Below are 20,854 nucleotides of genomic sequence, written 5' to 3'. Positions count from 1 at the left end.
ACAGATCATTATTCTGTATATTAATGATTATTTAGCGTTTATTATAATATTGTTATTGATTTTCTCAATGATATTAATAATAATTCTCATAATCATTTGACTACTGAATGCAATTAAAGGGATATTTCAATGAATGGTTTCACCAACCTTCTAAAACGCTACTTTAAAGATGAAAGTGGGGCTACAGCTATTGAATACGGGATTCTTGCGGCAGGTTTAGCTGCGGGAATTTTGGCGATTTTTGGTTCTGACGGTCTATTCATCACCGCGCTAAAAGATAAGTTCCAGGCCATTATTGACGGTATGAACATGGGTGCCAGTGGAGAGTAATTTTCTTTTATTACTTAAAGCCACCACTTTTGCTCTGTTATGCATAGTTTCACTGACTGACATAAAAAATCGAACAGTCCCAAACTGGGCGTTATTGATACTGGCGATTGTGGTGTTCACTGCAGTCCCGTTTAGTGTTTATCACGCCTCCATTAGTTTGATCATTTTGTTCTTAGGCATTGTTGCGTTCCACTATCGCTGGCTAGGGGCTGGTGACAGTAAGTTGCTGGCAATATGCGCCTATGGCTCCATCGAACATTGGCAGTGGTTGTTACTGCAAACCGCTTTGGTAGGTGGAGGATTAAGTATAGCCATCCTCGTATACAACCATTTAGTTGGTTTGGGTTTGATAAAACACCCCCCTATAAAAACGGTGCCTTATGCCGTTGCTATTGCTGGCAGTGCCATAACAACCATTCACTACATTTAAAAAAGCAAACACCATGAAAAAGTTACTTTTTGTGCTCATTAGCATAGGTTTACTACTCGTTACGCTAATGTTTGTCTGGTCAAATACGGCGGCAACGCCAGTATCAAAAACAGATGAACAGGTCAAAGTAGAAGAACCTAAAGCGATTGCCCCAAGGATTTTGGTTGCCAAATACCCTATTCAGGTCGGTTCTTTACTTCGCTCTCAGGATTTCACCTGGGCACCGTTCGATGACTCTGAACATCAATTGATTGATCTATTTTTAAAAGATTTTGTCGAACTCAAATCATTAGAAGGCAGCTTGATCACACAATCCCTTGTTGCTGGTCAGCCTTTAACCTCCTCTGTCATTATCCGTCCGGAACAAAGTCATTATCTCTCTTCTATGCTTGCTCCTGGGATGAAAGGCGTCACCTTAGATATCACCTTTGCGGGCAGCAATTACGGATTAATTCGAGCTGGTAACTATGTCGATATCATCTTAACTACCACCAAAAAACATCATGATGATGAAGGGTTTGGGGAAGTCACTAAACACGCTAACAACTTAGTTTTAGAAAATGTTCGCTTGCTAGCGGTAGACAATGTTTTGACCGACATTCTGAGTGGTCCAGAGAAACAAGATTCATCAAGCTCACTCAATCAAAACGGGGAGCGCACTATCCCGGTCACTTTTGAAGTGGCGGCCGATCAGGCGCAACGCTTGCTGCTGGCTCGTAAGCTTGGCGCTTTGTCTCTTTTACTTCGTAGTGCCTATCAAGATTCTAGCCTAGCTCAATCAGACAACGTCACGCTATGGGATGAGGAAATTTCTGATAACCATAATCCGCGCATGCGGCCACAGCACTCTATCCGAATTTTTGACGGTCAGGATGTCCGTACACAAGAAAAACCGACAGCGAGATAACTCATGAACACTTTCAAAACACTCTGTATATGTGTGCTGACACTGCTTTGCTCTGCTCAGACCTATGCAAAGGTTAACACGCTAGAAATCTCCGTTAACGAAAATCGTTTAATTGCTGTTTCCGGTGAGGTGCAAGACATCTTTGTGTCTGATCCTGACTTACTTGTTGTACATGCTCCCTCCAGTAAACACATTATGATTGCGGGTAAAAAGTTAGGGGAGACAGACTTACTTGTCCTTGGTGCTAACGCTTCTACATTGGCCCATTATAAAGTCGTGATCAGCGTTGATCTCTCTTATCTTGAGCAAAATGTTCGACATGCTTTCCCAGATGCTAGCGTCTCTTTTGCTTACAGTGGCGGGGCCATTATCGCGATGGGAGAAGTATCGACACCACTGCAAGCTCATGAAATTCTCAGCATGGCTTCTGGTTATGCGAAATCTCTTCAAGAAGAAGATACACAAACCATGGGCGCGCCTTCTTCACAGGACGGGAACAGTGCTAGGGCAAACGGAGCAGCGAAGCCTGGTGGTGGTATAGGTACTTACCCATTAGTGGTTAATCAGCTAAAAACTGCAGGAAGCACTCAGGTTAATATCTCCGTACGTATCGTCGAGATGGAACGGACCACCAGCGAACAACTGGGTCTTAGATGGAGCTCTGTTGGTAACATGCGTTGGGGCACTTGGGACAGTTTGCAAACCGCTCTAGGGGTATCGCCAGGCAATAAGTTTCCTACTAACACTCTGCCTAGTGGACCCGATCAGCATGGTCTAAATGTGATCATTGATGCCTTAGTCGAAAACAGTCTGGTGAATGTCCTTGCGGAGCCTAACCTAACGGCCAAGTCCGGAGAAGCTGCTACCTTTATGTCTGGAGGAGAATTTCCCTTCCCTGTCGACAATGGCGACGACGGTGTCAGCATTGAGTTTAAAAAGTTTGGTATCGCTTTGGAGTTGACACCAACGGTACTGAGCAACAACCAGATCAGTTTAACGGTTGCACCAGAAGTCTCGACGTTAAGCCGTGAAAACAGCGTCTCCATTGCCGGTGTTGAAGTACCGGGAATCGAAACCCGTCGAGCCACCACTACCATAGAACTGGCGGATGGACAAAGCTTTGCGCTAGCGGGTTTAGTTCGCACATATCAAGATCATAAAGTGGAAGCTTTGCCTTTCCTTGGTGAAATCCCTGTACTGGCCCCTTTTTTTAGTAACAACAGTTTCAAAAACTCAGAAAGTGAGTTGGTTATTATTGCCACTGCCCGTTTAGTCGAACCCACAAGTGATCCCTCTCTTCTTACCACACCTCTGGATCGTTACAGACCAGCGAGTCGTTTTGAGCGCGTATTCCTGCATAAAACAGGGGAAACACACGATCAAAACAGCAGATTGTTCGGCAACTACGGATACAACTATTAGGAATCATGATGAAACAATTAAAACTTTGTTCAGTGGCTTTGTTGTTGCCCGCATTGGTCGCTTGTGTGGCACCAAATCAAGTACTTCCGCATCGTAGTTACACCGACACGGCTGAATTTAACGCCAACAGAGAAACACTGCCTGTCGTGTTAGATCAGTTAACCGCGCCCCTTATTCATCGAGAAGAGGTGGGGGTGATAAACATTACTCTGCAAGGCGGCTTGCTTAGTCAATCAGCAAAACAAGAGATTGAAAGCCATCTTTCAAACAAACTCTTAATGCAAGTTGAGCTGGATCATACCCCTGGCGTGGAGGAAACCATGCAGGGAGACATCGAAGTGATTTTTGCGCCGGATACGTGTCGATACAATAAATCCGCCGTTCCTGTGAGTCCTCAAGCCTGCCAGCAGTTGCGTAATCAGTACGTCAGTGCCAGCAATAAAGTGGCATGGCATCAGGGGAATACCTACCAAGAGCATAACACTGCACTATCTGCCGGTGCTGTTCAAAGACTTTACAACAACAAAATCAAATCTGCGGAAAAGCAGTCAGTAACCGGAGAGGATTAACCCGTGTCAGACAGTACGTTTAACGTCGTTGCTTTTGTATTAGACGACCACAGTCAACAAATCATCACTCAACTGGCTGCCGACATTGATAACCAGAATATTCAGGTACAAAAAGGCGACATTAACAAGGCGAGAGAGTGGTGCACAAAACATGGCGCACCCGACCTTTTGTTGGTTGATGGAGGTGACTGTGTCAACTTAGATAGCGCCCTTAGTGAGTTGTCACATCATTGCCCTCCTCAGATGAAGTTGATCGTTCTGGGAAAAAAGCAAGAAGTGACCCTTTATCGCCACTTAATGTTTGCCGGAGTGAATGATTACCATACAACCCCCCTTGATGCCGATGCATTAAGACTGAGCTTGCTTCATCTTCAAGGTTATCAGGTGAAAAAATCCCTACGTACGGGCAAAATCATCTGTGTTCTTGGTAGCTCTGGCGGCTGTGGTGTCAGTACTATTGCCAGCAACTTAGGCTACTATCTTGCAGAAAAGCAAAGTCAGCATGTTGCGCTTGTCGATCTTGATGTCTTCCATAGTCAGCACCCTATTTTACTTGGCACTGACTATGAGCCAAATTTAGAAAATATTCTAAAAGATGCGGATCGTATTGACGAAACTCTGCTCGCTCACAGTAGCCATCAGTTTTCTAAAACACTGCACCTGTTTTATGGTCAAGATAGCCAGTTACCCTCCGACAATCATGGCTCGATAACTGAGACCATTCAGGCTCTGGCAGAGCACTATGGTACGGTGATTATTGATATACCCAACCTCCATAACCCAGCCATGTTAGACGTCATTGAAAAAGCCGATAACTGTATTTATGTTACCGATTACAGCCTCAATAGTTACCGCTTCTTAGCCAAACTTAGAGCGCGCGTTCAATCGACACATCAAAGACAGATTTTGGTGGGTAATTTGTGCAGAAAAAGTAAAGGGCGAGTGCCTAAGACGGAACTGAGTAAGTCACTAGGCTTAGATTTGTCCCTTGAGCTCCCTTTTGATGCCAAAGCGTTCGAAAAGTCAGAACTGATAGGCAAACCTATTATGGCTCAAAGTACTCGATTCAGTAAAAAGCTTGCTCAGCTTGGCCAAATTGTCAGCTCGGCAGCAAAAAGGTAATTGCTCATGTTTAGACAAAGCAACCTTGCACCCAAGCAGAGAACTCATCAACTGTTAACCATGTCAGAAGAGGCGAAAAGTGCCTTTTATGAATTAGTTGATCCATCGGTTGCCGCTAACCTAAGCAGAGATGAGTTGCTACCGAGAGTCCGAGAAGCTTTAGCTAATATTGCTTCAAAAAAAATGCTGCCATACAACAATCAGGAGCTGGCTGTTCTTGCGCTTCAACTGGTTGATGAAATGGTGGGCATTGGCCCGATTCAACCTTTGTTAGAAGATCCAAGTGTTTCAGACATTTTAGTGAATGGCCCTGATACTGTTTACGTAGAGCGTCAGGGTATTCTACAAAAAACCGACATTCGATTTAGGGACAGTAAGCATGTTTTGAACGTCGCTCAGCGTATTGTGAATGCAATAGGACGAAGAGTGGATGAGTCAAACCCAATGGTTGATGCAAGACTTAAAGATGGCAGTCGAGTAAACGTCATCGCTCCGCCACTTGCATTGCACGGTACCTGCATCTCTATTCGTAAATTTCCAGCCAACAAAATGACGCTGGATAGCTTGGTAAGCAAACAGAGTTTATCTTCCCAAATGGCTGACTTTTTGGCCATCGCAACACACTGCCGCTGCAATATCCTTATTTCAGGAGGAACGGGTTCAGGTAAAACAACCCTGTTGAATGCGTTAAGTCGACATATCAGTGAAGACGAACGCATCATTACCATAGAAGACGCAGCAGAGCTCTCTTTAGCACAGCCGCACTGGGTTCCTTTGGAAACTCGTAACGCGAGTACGGAAGGGAACGGAGAGGTGAATGTTCGCGATTTGGTCAAAAACGCACTTCGTATGCGTCCAGATAGAATTGTTTTAGGTGAAGTTCGTGGGGCGGAAGCCTTTGATATGTTGCAGGCGATGAATACGGGACATGACGGCTCGCTTTGTACCCTTCACGCTAACAACCCCCAAGATGCCATTGTTCGTTTGACAAACATGTTGCAAATGGGTGGTGAGCGACTGTCTGATCAAATCATACGCAGTCAAATTGTCAGCGCTATCGATGTCGTTGTGCAACTGGAAAGAATGAGAGACGGGCATCGTCGTATTACCGCCATCAGTGAAGTCGTGGGGAGTCAGGGCGAGCACATTGAGCTCAAGCCGATTTTCCGTTTTGATCTTAAACGCGCGGATAAACATCAGATCCACGGTGACTACAACGTATTCAATGTCTCTGAAGCCCTGCTAGAAAAAGCCTCTCACTTTGCTCTGGAAGAAGAGATGCAAACCAGCGTGGAGAAATCATAGTGGCTTTGCTGATTGGAATCACTTTGGTGTGGTTAATCGCCGGTGCCTTTGCCTGGCATCATATAGAAAAGCAGGACGGTTGGAAAAAACAGCTCAGCCGATACACCCTAGTGGCGCTGTCCCAAGAGCAAGAGAGCGTCGCTCCTTTCTGGGAGCATTGGCAATGGCTCCAAAACTTGGTGACCTTTCTGGGGTATGAAAAGCTTCGTCAATGGACGGCGGGAGGCATAGTCGCACTGGTGGCTTTTTCGACTCTGCTGATTATCAACGGCATGGACTGGTACGTTTCAATTCCATTGAGTGCCGTCAGTATTGGCTTGGGCGGCTATTTTTTCTATCTTCAGCAACAACAAAAAGCCATGGACCATTTTCGTAATGAGCTGCCAGACATCATCGATGGTCTGTTAAGGGCGTTACGTGTTGGCGCTCCAATGGCGGATACCTTTCTTGAAATATCTCGCCAGCACGATGGCATCACTCGACGTCTGTTTGAACGAATGCACGATGAACTCGGTGTCGGCCAGACTTTACCTGACGTAATGAAACATGCTGCGAAAAGAATGCCCATTGCTGAGTTTCGATTCTTAACCATAGTTCTGAGTCTGCAACAAGAAACCGGTGGTCGCCTGACAGGCGTACTGGAAAGGCTCAGTCATACATTAAGAGCCCGAGCCGAACTTAATGCCAGCATTCTCAGCATCACTTCGGAGTCCCGTAACTCAGCTAAAGTACTGGCGGCTCTACCTGTTCTGGTCTGTTTAGTGCTGTTTACTACAGGCAAAGAACACTTCGACTTTTTAATGGCTTCAACGGGGGGGCAACTCGTTATGGCATATGTCGTCACTAGCATTCTGTTTGGCCTGTTTCTCATTCGACGCATGACACAGTTAAAAGGATAAGTATCATGGAACTGACCGCTATCCCAAACTTTTGGATTGCCTCATTGGCATTAGTGATGATTTTCATCCTAGTGTTAGCAACTTTTTTCTTGTCTCAGCAAACCCTTGCGCGTTGGCAGGAACAGTGTGCACGATACACAAAAATCAACGACGATGAAGACGTCGGCGTTGCCCAACAAACTCCGTCATTCTGGAGCTCGTTAGGGGTGCTGTATCCGGTATCAGACAAAGAGAAAAAACGCCTTGTTCAAATGTTAGAACAAGCGGGGATACAATCACCAACCGCACTGAACTCAACACGTGGTGCCAAGCTGTTTCTTGGCTTGATGGCGGCCGTTATCGCCCTTTTTTGGCGTTGGTCTCAAGAAGAGCTTCTTGAAGCCATGACCGTCATGTTTATTCTAATTAGCTATGTACTTGGTTCAAACCTTCCGGAGTACTGGCTTAAACGTTTATCCCGTCAAGCGATACAAAAACAACAACAAGTGGTTCCAGATGCCATCGATCTGATGGTTATTAGCGTAGAAGCCGGATTATCTCTTGAACGTGCTTTGGAAAAAGTCGGTACATACCTACTTGATGTAGAACCCATGTTGGCCAACCAGTTTTTGCGTACCCACGCTGAGATTCAAGTGCGGGGAGAATCTTCTGAGTGCCTGAAAAAAATGGCATGGAGAACCGGATTAAAAGAACTTGAGCGTTTGGCAAGCACCATTTCTATGGCCGAGCGATATGGTTCTCCTCTTGCGGAAACCATGAGAACCATCAGTGATGATGCGCGCCAAATGAGAAAAATGGCCCTTCAGGAACAAGCCGGTAAGCTGCCAAGTCGCATTACCTTGATTCAGATGGCACTTATTATGTTGCCTCTGCTTGTTCTTATCATTACCCCAACAATGAACCTATTACTAGAGAGCTTACGATGAGTTCACTTTTTACCTTTAAAGGCCTAGCCTCCATTTACCTTTGTCTTATGCTGCTAGGCTGCGCAACACCGCAAAAAGTGAACAAACAGACGGAAAATAACGAAAAAGTTCTGGCTGAAGCTTCCTTTAACTACGGTCAATTTGCAAAAGCTGAAGAGCAGTACTTAAGGCTGCTTAGCGCTTACCCAGACAAACTCGAATATCAGCTTATGCTTGCCCGAAGCCAGTATAACCAAGACAAAAAAGAAGCGGCTATCGCCAAACTAAAGCACGTCACCTTAGCTGAAGATCCTATGGCTGCCCAAGCTAGTATGTACTTAGGCCGCTATCTTCTGGCAGCTGCAAGAGTATCAGAAGCCATCGCCGTTTATGAACTTGGGGTCAGTAAGGCGAATAATAGCCGTATTAAGGCTCAACTTCATAACGGGCTAGGCATCGCTTTACTGGAGTTTGATTTAGAACGAGCTCGTTCGGAGCTCTCTCAAGCCGTCGCTCTTGCACCCGACAACCCTCATTATCGCTCCAATTTAGCGCTTAGCTATCTGCAGGACAATCAGTTGGCTAAGGCACGACAGACTTTTGAGCCTTTGTTGGCGTATCAGCAGTTGCCTATTCAGGTCGAGCTCAACTTTGCCCTATTACTTTTGGCTGAAGGCGATGAAGATCAAGCTAGGGCTCTGTTAACTCGTCATTTACCAGCCAGTGAAGTGGAAAGAGATCTGTCGATACTCAAAGGTCGTTTAAATGGCTCAGGAACCCTACTATGACAACCTCGTCAAAACGGCAAAAAGGGGTGATTAGCCTTGAAACCGCTTTTTTGATGCCCGTTTTTCTCGCGATCACTTTGATGTTTTTTGATGTATCGCGGCTCCATCTTCAATATGGATTGCTCGAACATGCCATGCGCCAATCTCTTCGCGAACTGCTTACAGAAAATTGGTACAACAACCCTTTAACCAGCGGGAAAGTAAAACGTATGGTTGAAGAGCACGGCTTTGGGTTTCTCGACTCGGTCACCGTTGAGCTGATCAAGTTTGATTCGATGGATGCCCTGTTGCAAGTAGAAGATGAAGAAGAAGAGGTCGATCCTATTTATCGTCCTTCTGATCCCGTTTATCGAGTGACGGCCACCTTGACGACTGAGTTGAAATTTAGCCCGCTGGGCTTCTTTGAACCTGAAAAACTCAAACAAACCAGCACCGTCATTATTTCTCAGGATTTATTGTTTAACTAACTATGTGCATAAAAAAGCTACGTCAGTCAGGTCTCCCTTCCAGAGCCAAAGGAAGCATAAGTCTAGAGATGGCCATGATTGCTCCTATATTACTGACCATCATACTGGCTTCGTCGGAGCTACTCACCATCATGCGTGTTGAACAGAGACTCATTAACTTAAACTACAACATACTGACACTGGTCGGAAATCAGAGAACACTAACAAGAGAGAACAATATCGCTCAGCTTCCTTATTTCCGCGACTTTGCAGAAACCCAATTAGAGTTTATAGCCAAAGGGCAAGCTGGCTTATCCATTGCAACTTATAACGCCGCAACCGATGAAACCACCGTTATTTTACTTGATGGTCGCTGCCCATTGACCAGGCGTTGGCCGGATTTTGCATTAGGGAGTTTGGTCGAAGTCACCCTATGTTTTGACCCTGAAGAGACCAATCCTATTTGGGACCTGTGGCCAAAAGGTCGTTTTTCCTCACACATGATCCGAGAGGTCAACTAAGATGGGTATCTCTCAAAGACAAAAACAGCGGGGCGTTATCTCCGTATCAACCGCTCTGTTTCTGTCCGGCATGCTCACATTTTTTAGTTTTGTTTTGGTGGTCATTATTTCAAGCATCACCGATAGCCGACTCTCGATGCTTGCCGACTCCATCTTGTATTCAGCTTCAGACAGTCATACTGCCGCTCTGGATGCCCAGCAGCTTTTGGAAGCGAACATAGAGTCAGATACTTCTGGATTAAAAGATCCTACGGCGTCACTGAATAAACGGGAAAGCGATGCCTCGGTTAGCGTAAAAGGGACGGTGGACCTAGATCAATTGGTGCTCACGGACCAACTTCAAACCGGCAATTTAGATATAAAACATCACGCAGAATCCCAACTTCATCAACTGACCTTAGAAATTGCCGTTATGCTGGATGTGTCCGGTTCCATGATGGACAAACCTATGGAGCAAGCGTTAAAAGGCTTACGAGATTTTGCTGATATTCTCTATGCACAAGAGAGACGTAACTTAAGTAAGACCGTTAGCATTGTTCCAGCGACTGGCTATGTCAATATTGGCCTTAGACCTGAGTTTTTTAAGCCTAGCGCCATCAAGGTTCCCAGAGGCCTTAAGCCTTTATTTAAGGAAATGCGCTGGAGGGATCTGCTGAGCGATAAGATGCCAGATCGTTGGCGTGGAGCCATGTGTACCCAACTCGCAGAAGTTCAGGAAGGTTTATCTAACGCCAGCGCCATGACGCCAGCTTGGATTAGAAACTTAGAGCGTGGTCCACAACATCAGGATCTCAGGTTTGTTCTGCGAACCATTTCATCGGGAGTACCAGAGTTTCAAGATGGTACGCCACTATTAGCGTTTCACCCAAAAGACAATAAAGACCCCTACCGTCCTAACTGGAAACACTTACTGGGTCTGTTTGATAATGCCGACTGCGGTGTCAGTAAGGTTCTCCCTTATTTATCTAACCATAAAGAACTCGTCAGAGGGCTTAAAACTCTGTACCCAGAGATGAACACTAATAACGCTGAAGGAATTGTTTGGGCTTGGCGTTTGCTCTCTCCAGAATGGAGAGGAAAGTGGGACAAGAAAAAATCCGAGCTGCCTAGAGATTATGGTGTGCCTAACAATAAAAAAGTGATGATCTTGTTTACCGATGGCGATCACTTAATCGACCCTAAAATGCGTGACCGGAAACAGGTCTCCCTATGTCGAGAGATGAAAAAGAAAGGCATTGAAATCATCGCCATTGACTTCAATAATCGCTCTCAATCCATGAAGTCGTGCGCCAGTCCGGGTCAGTACTTCCCTGCCAACAACCGAACCATAAGAACGGTGCTTCAACAGGTAGCCACTACGCTTAACAAGATTGAACTGGTGAAATAAACCATGCAGCCTCTTAGTTCACTAAGGGGCTGACTTTATTATTCCTGCACAAGGTACAACCTTTCATTCTGTAAAGGGCTCATCAACCGATGAGCCCTTTTGTCATTAAGCTGTCCACGGTGCTCTGAACGAGCAAAGAACATCGCTTCATATCCTGTATCCCAAGCCACTGTATTTCTTCAATCTCGGATGAAGGGTGAGGTTCCGAATAGTAATCTGCGAAATAACAGTGACAAGTCACAAAGGTATCTTTTGATTTTCCAGCCGCCACAGTGCGGTAGGTATCGAAATACGCCAGCGAATCGCGTTTTAGATGGATACTCAGTTCTTCTCTCAGTTCTCTGATCAATGTATCTTCATGAGTTTCACCAGATTCAGGCTTTCCGCCTGGTAGATAAAACAGAGCTTCCCCCTTCGATCTGACACAAAGTAATTTCTGCTGCTGAATACCATTGCCACGCAGGCACTGGATGGTATTCAAAGAAAGTTTGATGAAAAAGACGCGTTGTGCGAAATCAAAATCAAACCCCGCTTAGTGATTCGAGGATCGGTGTCCAATGTATAGTAGAAGGGCACTAGGGGGCTTTTAGCTTTCTATTGAGTTTTTTGTTATTTTACATTTTGAAATATATATAACTATCAAAGTGTTAAAGTGCTTTGAACTTCATTTTAGCTGTTGCTTTCGATACCTGACTGAATTTTCGTAAATCTTAAACTCATTACTCTGATAGTGTGAGTGGTCATGATTTTAATGACTGCTTATTATTAAATAATTAATACTTTATTCTTAAAAAACAACACCCTGTTGTTTCATCTTGAAAAGTTGAGCTCTGCCGCATGCATTTATAAAACAAGTTGTTGTAAGTTTTGTTGTGTATAGCATCAATGCCGCGTAAGCACTGCCATATCGACGTGTTAAAAGCCCAATTATCCCTAATAAATCCATGTGATTTTAGGGAAGTAGTTAATTGACTTTTCATTAAGGGACTATTTTGTTTAAAAATATTGATTTGCCTGGTTTATATAAGAATTCATCTTCTTTATTTATGAACAAACAGGTGCTGGCTATTTTCCTTCTTGCGAGTGCAAGTGCGGCAGTTAATCCCTATAAAAATATATTTGGTATTGACGTTGTTGGCGTCTCTGAGCTTTCTTATAGCTTGGTGATGTTATTCTCTGGAATAGTCATAACGATATTCAGTATTTTCTTTGGGATGCGATCCGATATAAATGGTAGCTTTGTTAAGTACATTTATGTTTGTGCGTTCTGCGGTATTGTCGGTAACCTCAGCCTGTATTTTTGGCCGAATGAAATAGTCTATTTTGTTGCTAACTGCTTACTACTGCCTGTCTTTTTTGTTATCAATTCACTGATATTTGGGTATGCGGCGGCAAAGCGTCAAAACGTTGAAGGCAACGACCAACATAAAGAAAATGCGGCGTTGCGATCAGTTTACTCAATGGGCTATGTGGCAACGCTGGGTGTGATTGGCTCTTTAGCACTAGAAAAAAATCAACTCATATATGTATGGTTGTACGCAGGTATCTTTGCTGCACTTATATTAGGGGTGTTTTCTAATGAACCCTTAAAAAACGTCGAATATAAATCAGATAAAGCATCTGAATCATTATTAAAAGTATTTAATAATGAAAACGTCATTAAATTAATCAGTGTTTCTCTTGTCACTAATATGCTCTTCACATTAGATGCCACGGTTCCACTTATTATTGTTAATCAAGTTCAAGGTGGATATTCGGGTATTGGTGCTTTTGAAGCCAGTATTGCTATTTTTGAAGTGTTCTTTATTTTTTATTGGTCGCGTTTAGCATCAAAAATGCAACCATCCAGTGTCATTATTATCGGTGCAGTGATATTCGCTATTTCTATTGCGTTACTTTCCTTCACACAAACCATGACGCATATTTATTTACTCATTCCTATGCTTGCACTTGGTGCTGCGTGTTTAATCAGTATTCCTATTGGTTTCTTGCAATCGCTGGCAACAGGTCGTGCTGGTGTGGGTGGCTCGTTACTTTCCATCTCTTTCTTTATTTCTTCGTCAGTGTCCTCTGTGGTCTATTTCGTGGGTATGTATTACTTCGAGACCAAAGGGGCTATTTGGTTATCGTCCATCGTTGGACTGGTTGGCTTGCTCGTACTGTATTTCATTGACAGAAAGAAACACCAATAAAAATAATACAAGGAGAAAGTATGAGTAACCTATGTGTAGTAGGTGGTGGCTTATCGGGGTTAGAGTTTGCCCTCTATGCCGCAGTAAGTGGAAAACGTGTACATATCTATGAAGCGGGTCCAAGCCTTCGTCAAGAACACGTGCATTTCGATACCAGAATACTAACGGGTGATGAAAAATTAAGACCTTGGACGGCGAACAACCATTGGGGACAAGGGGGGATCAGTGAGCGGCTTGGTGGACGGTCACTTTGCTACCACGGGGTTATGTTGCCTCTTGAGGAGGCTGCACTTGCCTCATGGCCTAAGAGCTGGCAACAGATCTTGGCGGGAAAGAATGGCCTGTATCCAGAGTTAACCCAAGGCTTTTCTTCTCAATTTCCTGAGATGACACCTTCCAACCCAGTTGCGGATTTCTTAACACATGTGCCTCAGGCTGCACGATTTATGGAAGATGGCCGATTCACTTCCTACAGCCCTTTGCACTCCCTAGAGAGCTTTATCCGAGACGGCGTAATTACCATCGAGCGCGCTAAAATTGCGAAGGTAGCAAAATCAAATGGTCAATTTTACCTCACAGACACCAGCGGTAAAACCGCGAACCAGACAGGGTACTCAAAGTGTGTGCTGGCTGCTTCTGCGATGGTGAACAACGCCATAATCTCTAGCTCGCTTGGGCAAAGCTTTACGTCTGAACTGACGGATCATTACTGTTTGGGTATTGCGGTCAAAGTGAGAGAAGGAACCGAAATAGGTACCTACAGACACGAAATGCTGTGGCATGGTTACAGTAAGCACCATGACCTGAATGCCAATATTTTTGTGGTTGAGCGACCTAGAACGCCTGATGGCGACAGGTTGTTATTGCTGATGGCGGTAGTAGAACAAAACCCAGAAGATTCGCCGTTGAGCCAGCTGCGCTGTCAAGTCAGTGGTGGCAAAGCAGAGCTTGCGATCGACGCTCACCATTCTGAGCGTGATATCGATAACTACAACAAAGTTGCTAATAGATTAGTGGAATTTGCTCGCGAAAAGCTGAATGCGGATCTGCGTGCTTTATCCCCTACTGAAGATGAAAAACAAGGCAAATACTTCAAATCTTTTGCTGATTCATCCATTCAAGATGAATTCGACATTGCGCTCAATAGTTTAGATACCACTTCTCAAACCAATGTCTTTACTCGGTTCACCTTTCCTTATGGTGCTTACGAACATGAAAGCGCTTGCCACCCGCTGGCAGGAAAAGGTGTTAACGCATTAACCGAGGAACTTGAGTTAGCCACGATGCCTGGGCTGTATGCCATTGGCCCCGGTGCGTTCCCAAGGCTAGGCATTGCGAACCCTGCACTGACGATTTGTGCTATGTCCCGTTGGCTAGCATCACATATTTAGGAATAAAAAATGAGTAATAAAACCTTAGCATTATTAGGTGGTGAGCCGATTGTTTCTGAGCCGCTTCCAGCGTGGCCGAGTTTGGATAAATCGGTACTGGGAGACATTGAGAACATTTTAGAAACCGGAGAAATTAACTACTGGACGGGCAACCGAGGTCGCCAGTTTGAGGCCGATCTTGAGTCTTACCTTGGTGATGGTCATGTGATTACGACCACCAATGGCACGTCGGCTTTGCATACGGCATTCACCTCTTTAGGTATCAGTGACGGTGACGAAATTATCTGTCAGCCATACACGTTTATTGCCTCTGCTTTTTCCATCATGCAAGCCGGTGCTAAACCTGTTTTTGCCGATGTGGACGAAAGCCACACATTGGATGCCAGTAAGCTAGAGCGTCATATTACGCCAAAAACCAAAGCCATTCTCGTTGTCCATACTTTTGGTGTACCCAGCGATATGGACGCTATCAATGCCATTGCAAAAGCTCATAACTTGCTGGTGATAGAAGACTGTGCGCAGGCACTAGGGTCGCAATACGATGGTCAGTTATTGGGTACCGTGAGTGATGCAGGATGTTTTAGTTTCTGTCAAAGCAAGCACATTACCACTGGTGGTGAAGGCGGTGCGATTTTTGTCGGTTCTGAAGATCTAGCGTGGAAATGTCGTTCGTTCCGAGATCACGGCTTTGATGTTGAAAAGCGACTGCACTTGTTTGAATTGGAGCAGAAGCTACCCTACATTCACGTGAGATTGGGTTTCAACTTCAGAATGACCGAGATTCAGTCGGCGATTGGTATCAAAGAGTTAGCGAAATTTAACAGTGGCAATTTAGAACAGCGCATCAAGAATGGTAAGCGTTTGACTGCTTTGTTGGAAGAGCATCCTTTAGTGTCACACCTGCCTATTGACGATGAAAAAAGAGTGAACTCTTACTGGTGGGCACCGTACATTTTGGATATGTCTCTGCTGGATTGCGACATCAAAACGTTTGCGAATGCGATGGCTGCTGAAGGGGTGCCTGCTTACCCTGTTCCTTGGCCAGAGATTTATAAAGAGCAAGCGTTTGCCAATATGGAGGGGTCACCTTCTTTAGAAGAATGGCAAGCGGATTGCCCGATGGCAAAAACGCTCGGTGAAACCACGTTGGTATTTCACACGCACCCAGTGTACGACGAACATTTGATGGAAGCCTTCTACGCCGCCTTTAACAAGGTGTACGAACATTATAAAAAATAAAATGTCTGGCTAAAGAGCAATGAGTCTAAAAGGAGCGCCGAATGAGGCGCTCCTTTTTTATGTTAGGTAGGGCATATTGCTGAAGGTTGCTGGTCGACTAGAAGCTAAAAGCTAAAAGCTAAAAGCTAAAAGCTAAACGCCCATTTCCCCAGCTTGTTGCAGGCTGAATGCGGTGAGTGGGTCGATGTCTTTTACCATGCCTTCGATACGTTGCACCGCTTCAATGGCCGACGTGTCCTTGCGATAACTCAGGTAAATAGGTCTATACCACGGCTCTATGTCTTTGATTTGATGAAGCTGGCCAGAAGCTACGAAGGGTTCAACAATCGAAGCGGGCAAATAGGCAGCGCCACCCTTATCCAAGATAAAATCCAATGCAATACGAGCAGTGGACGTTCTAAGTAATGGCGGAGCAAGCTTGCGGTGCCGATCGGCGTGTTCCGAAGCAAATCGAGTCCCCCAGTCGACGTACACGTAGCGGTTGTTTAAAGCGCCATGAGCATCGGTTTTTTCCGTCGAAACCAAAAGCAGAACCAAATCAGCTACTTTCTTACAAGCCAGTTCGTCTGATTTGAGGGGGTCAAAGGCAAACGCCATATCGAGCGTTTTTTCCAATAAACGCCGGTTAAGATTTTCTCTCGCTAACGCTTCTGCTTGAAAGGCATAGCCGCTAAACGTGTCTGCGATAACACTCAAACAATTCTGCAAATACGCATCCCAGATGTTGGGCGTGCCAGCCAAAGTTAATTGGATTGATTTATCTTCTGCTAAAGAGAGTTCTGTTTTGGCTTGCTGAAGCGTGTTCACCATGATCTCCGCGTAGGAAATTAACTTCTCTCCGGCACTGGTAAGCTTAATGCTGTTCCGATCGCGAATGAACAAGCTGGTATCGAAATAGCTTTCTAACTGCTTGATCCGAGCACTGACTGCAGCTTGTGTGATATAGAGGTTTTCTGAAGCTCGTCCAAAGTGACGAACTCGGGCAACTTCGAGAAACGTACGGAATACTTTTACATCCATAATTTATCCAGAGTGGCTTAGCCGTTTTGATACCCAATTAACGCTCATTGGAACCAGTATTTTTTTATATGCATTTTTAGATCTATGGGGCTTACAAATCAATAATAGATTTTTGTGTTTACGATAAAAATAATTTGTTTTTCTTTTTTCAGTTTACGTCCTAATTTTCACCTCATATGACACCTTTTAATTTGTATCAATATCTGAGGCAACTATGTCAGACATCGAAGTTCGTGTTGGACAAAAACGTTTTTTCGATAATAAGAAGTTTCCACGTGGATTTGGAAAATCCGGCGACTTCACTCTTATGGAGTGCGATCTTCTCACTACTTATGGTGATACACTCAATGCGTTACAGCATGGTGAATTAGAACCTGAAAACAGCGAAGAAAAACACTTTCTTAAGGTGCTGGAAAACCCCGGAAAAGCCAAGACAAAGCTTGAAAATGTGTGGTTAAAATATCACAAAATTGCTTATGGTCGACGCACGTTCCACACGCTTCACACGATAGGTAAACAGGTTGAAGAAGAGTCGGAAGAGTTGATCACAATCGACGACGAATAAAGTGAGTTAAGCGGGTTTAACTCCAAAACTGACGGCACCGATGAGGTGCCGTTTTGTCATTTGGATATATTTAAGTTTTTTGGCTCGCTTTAGGTTTACGCTTTATTTGCTGAATGAGTAAACCAACGACAATCATCACTAACCCAATGAAGGTAGAAGGGTGAATCTCTTCGCCAATAATGCTCGCGAGCAACATAAGCGAAATAAACGGTGACGTGAATATGAGGTTGCTGATTCGTGCGGTATTTTCCGTTGCCTTAAGGGCACTTAGCCATAAAACAAATGTCACACCCATCTCAAAGAGCCCGACATACGTTACGGCTACCCAGCCTTTTAGGCTAATGTGCTCCCAACTGGCTCCTTCATAAAAACTGATGGCAAAAGCAAACGGCAACGCGACGAGAAACCCAAGTAATACACCCAATACAGGATCGGCTTTATTTTTGGTGTTTAATATCCAATAGCCTGCCCATAAAACAGTGGAAAGCAGAGCTAATCCAACACCCAATGGGTTTTCAAATTCCAGCGCAAGCACATTACCTTTGGTTGCAATGACGACAACGCCAGCATAACCAAGTAGGCATGCCGCCCAGTCTTGTTTACGAATCTTTTGCCCTAAAAACACCGCTGCCATTAATGTCAGTGTGATTGCCCAACTGTAATTGAGGGGCTGAGCCTGTGAAGCGGGCAACAAGTCGTAAGCTTTGAAAAGAATCAAATAGTAGAAGAGTGGGTTGATGAGCCCAAGCAACAAATAAAACCAAGGGTTAGCGGCAAATGTACTTTTTAACTGGCCGAGTTTTCCCTGAACACCGCAAATCACAAACAACGCCATGGCCGAAACCAAACTGGCCGCAGTAAGCATCTGGATTGGGGTAAATTCCGCCAACGTCAATTTGAACGCGGTGGCAACCGTAGACCATAAAAGCACGGCACTTATGCCATAAATCAACGCCTGTCGCTCATTTTTCATTCTTCATTTTTCCTTACTTCTGGGCGCGAAAATGGATTGGACTGAAGCCAAAAACTGGACATTTATCCAGTGTAAAAATACTATCAAAGAGTTAAGTCAAAAACTTAGGCAAACATTATGCAGTGGATAGTGGAGAATCAGCAGCTTCTTTTAAGCGCTTTTGGCATTTTTGTCACTGGAATGATCATTTCAGGCTGGTGGGTGAAACAAAAAATGCGGTTGGAACTCCAGCGCCAAGAGCAAGAACTGGAGACAGAAAAACAACTCCACCAAAAAACCGTCGAGCAACTTGCTTCCGCACAGCAAGATCTGGATGAACTTGATAATGCCAGAGACCAATCTGCCTTTGAGTTAAAACAGACTCATGGAAAAATGTTGGTTGCGATGGAAAAACTGAGGCAACTAGATTCACTTCGCCAAGAGAAACAAGCCCTGGCTACAACCGTTGACCAACTCCGACGTGAATTGGCAGAAGCACAGGCCAGCCAGCGTGAACAGGATGCACGCCATCACCAAGCCCAGCAAGCCAGTGAGGAAAAGTTAGCGTTGCTGGAGAACGCAGAGCTGCGCCTCAAACAACAATTCGAACACTTAGCCAATCAACTGTTTGAAAATAAAACCGCTAAAGTTGACCAACAAAATCGCCAAAGTTTAGAAGGGTTGCTCAATCCACTCAAAGATCAGATTGAAGGGTTTAAAAAACAAGTGTCGGACAGCTTTGGGCATGAAGCTAAAGAGCGCCATACCTTGGTGCACGAACTTCGTAATTTACAAAAGCTCAATGAGCAAATGGCACAAGAAGCCCTGAATTTGACTCAAGCGCTGAAAGGGGACAACAAGCAGCAAGGGAATTGGGGCGAAGTTGTGCTGGCTCGTGTGTTGGCGGAATCGGGTCTTCGTGAAGGGCACGAATACCAAACGCAAGTCAGTTTACAAGACGAAGCTGGCAAGCGTTATCAACCCGATGTGATTGTTCACTTACCCCACGACAAGCAAGTGGTCGTGGATTCCAAAATGGCGTTAGTTGCCTACGAACGCTATTTTCACGCCGACACCGATCCTGAACGCGATGCAGCATTAAGTGAGCACCTACTTGCGTTACGTGCACACATAAAAGGGCTCAGTCAAAAGGATTACCAGAAACTCAAAGGTATTCAGAGCTTGGATTACGTGCTGATGTTCGTACCGGTTGAACCCGCATTTCAGGTTGCCATTCAAGCCGACCCAAGCTTGGTGAAAGACGCCATAAGGCACAATATCATCATAGTGAGTCCAACTACCTTGCTGGTGGCTCTACGAACCATCGACAATTTATGGCGCAATGACAGGCAAAATCAAAACGCGCAAATCATTGCAGAGCGAGCAGCCAAGCTGTACGACAAACTCCGACTATTCTTAACCGACATGGAGAGTTTGGGCGGAGCACTGGATAAAGCCAATCAGAATTTTCAGGGTGCCATGAACAAATTGGCTACCGGAAGAGGCAACGTTGTGCGGCAAGCGGAGAGTTTCAAAGATCTTGGGGTCGAAGTTAAACGTAGTATTCCAGATACCCTGTTGGAAATCGCGCAAAATGACACGTTAGTGGAAAGACAACCGCTTGAGGATAAAGTAGACTAAGCGCTCGCAATGCCCAAGGGATTGTTTACGAGGAAAAATGATGACAGAAACAAACGTTCAGAATACCCCTGCTTCACCCGTTGACGACACAACACATTTTGGCTTCACAACCGTAGCCAAGGAAGAAAAAGTGGAGAAAGTGGCCGAAGTATTCCACTCGGTTGCAGCGAAATACGACATCATGAATGATTTGATGTCTGGTGGTATTCATCGGTTGTGGAAACGTTTCACGATTGACTGCAGTGGCGTACGCCCTGGTCAGCGTGTTCTCGACTTGGGTGGTGGTACGGGCGATCTGACAGCGAAATTTTCTCGTATTGTCGGTGAAAAAGGGAACGTGATCCTTGCCGATATTAACAATTCCATGCTGAATGTGGGTCGCGATAAACTGCGCGATAAAGGCATCGTAGGTAACGTTAATTATGTTCAAGCCAATGCGGAAGAACTGCCTTTTCCAGACAATCACTTCGATTGTATTACCATCAGTTTTTGCTTGCGGAATGTAACGGACAAAGAAAAAGCGCTTCGTTCAATGTATCGTGTGCTTAAGCCTGGTGGTCGTCTGCTGGTTCTGGAATTTTCTAAACCTGTATTCGAGCCGCTTTCTAAAGTCTACGACGCGTATTCGTTCCATTTGCTTCCTAAAATGGGCGAGTTGATTGCCAACGATGCTGAAAGTTATCGCTATTTAGCGGAATCCATCCGAATGCACCCAGACCAAGAAACACTGAAAGGCATGATGGATGAAGCGGGTTTTGAGCAAACCAAATATTACAATTTAACAGGCGGTATTGTTGCATTACACCGTGGCTTTAAATACTGA

Annotated in this window: 22 protein-coding genes; 19 read left to right on the top strand and 3 right to left on the bottom strand. The window is 44.8% G+C overall.

From position 1 onward, the window contains the following. Positions 1-129 precede the first annotated feature (129 nt). The 13 genes from CW749_RS22180 (at position 130) to CW749_RS22120 (ending at position 11,031) form a co-directional block, all read left to right on the top strand. Entirely contained in the window at positions 130-330 is a 201-nt protein-coding gene (locus CW749_RS22180) for a Flp family type IVb pilin (protein WP_022551875.1), read from the top strand. Then, entirely contained in the window at positions 314-760 is a 447-nt protein-coding gene (locus tag CW749_RS22175; protein ID WP_343232676.1) for a prepilin peptidase, read from the top strand. Before CW749_RS22180 ends, CW749_RS22175 begins: the two co-directional genes overlap by 17 nt. A gap of 13 nt (positions 761-773) precedes the next feature. Continuing rightward, positions 774-1,667 carry a Flp pilus assembly protein CpaB gene (gene cpaB, locus CW749_RS22170; RefSeq protein ID WP_101114577.1) on the top strand — a complete coding sequence of 298 codons (894 nt, stop codon included), beginning with the start codon at positions 774-776 and terminating at the stop codon, positions 1,665-1,667. Between the two features lie 3 nt (positions 1,668-1,670). Then, positions 1,671-3,089 (top strand): type II and III secretion system protein family protein, encoded by a 1,419-nt coding sequence (locus CW749_RS22165; RefSeq protein WP_101114576.1) that lies wholly within the window; start codon positions 1,671-1,673, stop codon positions 3,087-3,089. Between the two features lie 8 nt (positions 3,090-3,097). Continuing rightward, positions 3,098-3,658, top strand: a complete 561-nt coding sequence (locus CW749_RS22160) for a pilus assembly protein FlpD (protein WP_101114575.1) — start codon at positions 3,098-3,100, stop codon at positions 3,656-3,658. 3 nt (positions 3,659-3,661) lie between these two features. Beyond that, positions 3,662-4,780: an AAA family ATPase gene (locus CW749_RS22155; protein WP_101114574.1), complete on the top strand. Its 1,119-nt coding sequence runs from the start codon at positions 3,662-3,664 to the stop codon at positions 4,778-4,780. A gap of 6 nt (positions 4,781-4,786) precedes the next feature. Next, on the top strand, positions 4,787-6,085 hold the full coding sequence (locus CW749_RS22150; RefSeq protein ID WP_101114573.1) for a CpaF family protein: 1,299 nt from the start codon (positions 4,787-4,789) through the stop codon (positions 6,083-6,085). Beyond that, the gene (locus CW749_RS22145; protein WP_101114572.1) at positions 6,085-6,984 is read left to right on the top strand and encodes a type II secretion system F family protein; all 900 of its coding nucleotides are present in this window, start codon (positions 6,085-6,087) and stop codon (positions 6,982-6,984) included. Before CW749_RS22150 ends, CW749_RS22145 begins: the two co-directional genes overlap by 1 nt. 5 nt (positions 6,985-6,989) lie before the next feature. Beyond that, the gene (locus CW749_RS22140; RefSeq protein WP_237322536.1) at positions 6,990-7,910 is read left to right on the top strand and encodes a type II secretion system F family protein; all 921 of its coding nucleotides are present in this window, start codon (positions 6,990-6,992) and stop codon (positions 7,908-7,910) included. Next, on the top strand, positions 7,907-8,677 hold the full coding sequence (locus CW749_RS22135; RefSeq protein ID WP_101114571.1) for a tetratricopeptide repeat protein: 771 nt from the start codon (positions 7,907-7,909) through the stop codon (positions 8,675-8,677). Before CW749_RS22140 ends, CW749_RS22135 begins: the two co-directional genes overlap by 4 nt. After that, positions 8,674-9,144, top strand: coding sequence for a TadE family protein (locus CW749_RS22130; RefSeq protein WP_101114570.1), 471 nt, complete (start codon positions 8,674-8,676; stop codon positions 9,142-9,144). Before CW749_RS22135 ends, CW749_RS22130 begins: the two co-directional genes overlap by 4 nt. A gap of 74 nt (positions 9,145-9,218) precedes the next feature. Beyond that, positions 9,219-9,644, top strand: a complete 426-nt coding sequence (locus CW749_RS22125) for a hypothetical protein (RefSeq protein ID WP_237322534.1) — start codon at positions 9,219-9,221, stop codon at positions 9,642-9,644. 1 nt (position 9,645) lies between these two features. Next, positions 9,646-11,031: a VWA domain-containing protein gene (locus CW749_RS22120; RefSeq protein ID WP_101114568.1), complete on the top strand. Its 1,386-nt coding sequence runs from the start codon at positions 9,646-9,648 to the stop codon at positions 11,029-11,031. 82 nt (positions 11,032-11,113) lie between these two features. Here the strand turns inward: CW749_RS22120 and CW749_RS22115 are convergent, their stop codons facing one another. Next, a complete protein-coding gene (locus tag CW749_RS22115; protein WP_180958470.1) occupies positions 11,114-11,512 on the bottom strand; it encodes an NUDIX domain-containing protein in 399 nt (132 codons plus the stop codon). Between the two features lie 511 nt (positions 11,513-12,023). Between CW749_RS22115 and CW749_RS22110 the strand changes: the two genes are divergently transcribed. Genes CW749_RS22110 through CW749_RS22100 form a run of 3 tightly spaced genes read left to right on the top strand, consistent with a single transcriptional unit; the run spans position 12,024 to position 15,853 of the window. After that, the gene (locus tag CW749_RS22110; RefSeq protein WP_101114566.1) at positions 12,024-13,223 is read left to right on the top strand and encodes an MFS transporter; all 1,200 of its coding nucleotides are present in this window, start codon (positions 12,024-12,026) and stop codon (positions 13,221-13,223) included. 20 nt (positions 13,224-13,243) lie between these two features. Next, a complete protein-coding gene (locus CW749_RS22105; protein WP_101114565.1) occupies positions 13,244-14,614 on the top strand; it encodes an FAD-dependent oxidoreductase in 1,371 nt (456 codons plus the stop codon). A 9-nt stretch (positions 14,615-14,623) separates the two neighbouring features. Then, on the top strand, positions 14,624-15,853 hold the full coding sequence (locus CW749_RS22100) for a DegT/DnrJ/EryC1/StrS family aminotransferase (protein ID WP_101114564.1): 1,230 nt from the start codon (positions 14,624-14,626) through the stop codon (positions 15,851-15,853). A gap of 132 nt (positions 15,854-15,985) precedes the next feature. Here the strand turns inward: CW749_RS22100 and CW749_RS22095 are convergent, their stop codons facing one another. After that, on the bottom strand, positions 15,986-16,873 hold the full coding sequence (locus CW749_RS22095; RefSeq protein ID WP_101114563.1) for a LysR family transcriptional regulator: 888 nt from the start codon (positions 16,871-16,873) through the stop codon (positions 15,986-15,988). Between the two features lie 214 nt (positions 16,874-17,087). Between CW749_RS22095 and CW749_RS22090 the strand changes: the two genes are divergently transcribed. Then, positions 17,088-17,438, top strand: coding sequence for a DUF413 domain-containing protein (locus CW749_RS22090; protein WP_101114562.1), 351 nt, complete (start codon positions 17,088-17,090; stop codon positions 17,436-17,438). A 70-nt stretch (positions 17,439-17,508) separates the two neighbouring features. Here CW749_RS22090 and CW749_RS22085 read toward each other — a convergent pair whose 3' ends face one another. Further along, positions 17,509-18,411, bottom strand: a complete 903-nt coding sequence (locus CW749_RS22085; protein ID WP_101114561.1) for a DMT family transporter — start codon at positions 18,409-18,411, stop codon at positions 17,509-17,511. Positions 18,412-18,528: 117 nt separating this feature from the next. On the opposite strand from CW749_RS22085, the gene rmuC reads away from it, so the two are divergent. Next, on the top strand, positions 18,529-20,031 hold the full coding sequence (gene rmuC, locus CW749_RS22080; protein ID WP_101114560.1) for a DNA recombination protein RmuC: 1,503 nt from the start codon (positions 18,529-18,531) through the stop codon (positions 20,029-20,031). A gap of 40 nt (positions 20,032-20,071) precedes the next feature. Continuing rightward, positions 20,072-20,854 (top strand): bifunctional demethylmenaquinone methyltransferase/2-methoxy-6-polyprenyl-1,4-benzoquinol methylase UbiE, encoded by a 783-nt coding sequence (ubiE, locus tag CW749_RS22075; RefSeq protein WP_101114559.1) that lies wholly within the window; start codon positions 20,072-20,074, stop codon positions 20,852-20,854.

The organism is Vibrio sp. vnigr-6D03 (assembly GCF_002835515.1).
Lineage (GTDB): Bacteria > Pseudomonadota > Gammaproteobacteria > Enterobacterales > Vibrionaceae > Vibrio > Vibrio penaeicida.
This window is presented reverse-complemented; position numbering and strand designations above follow the sequence as displayed.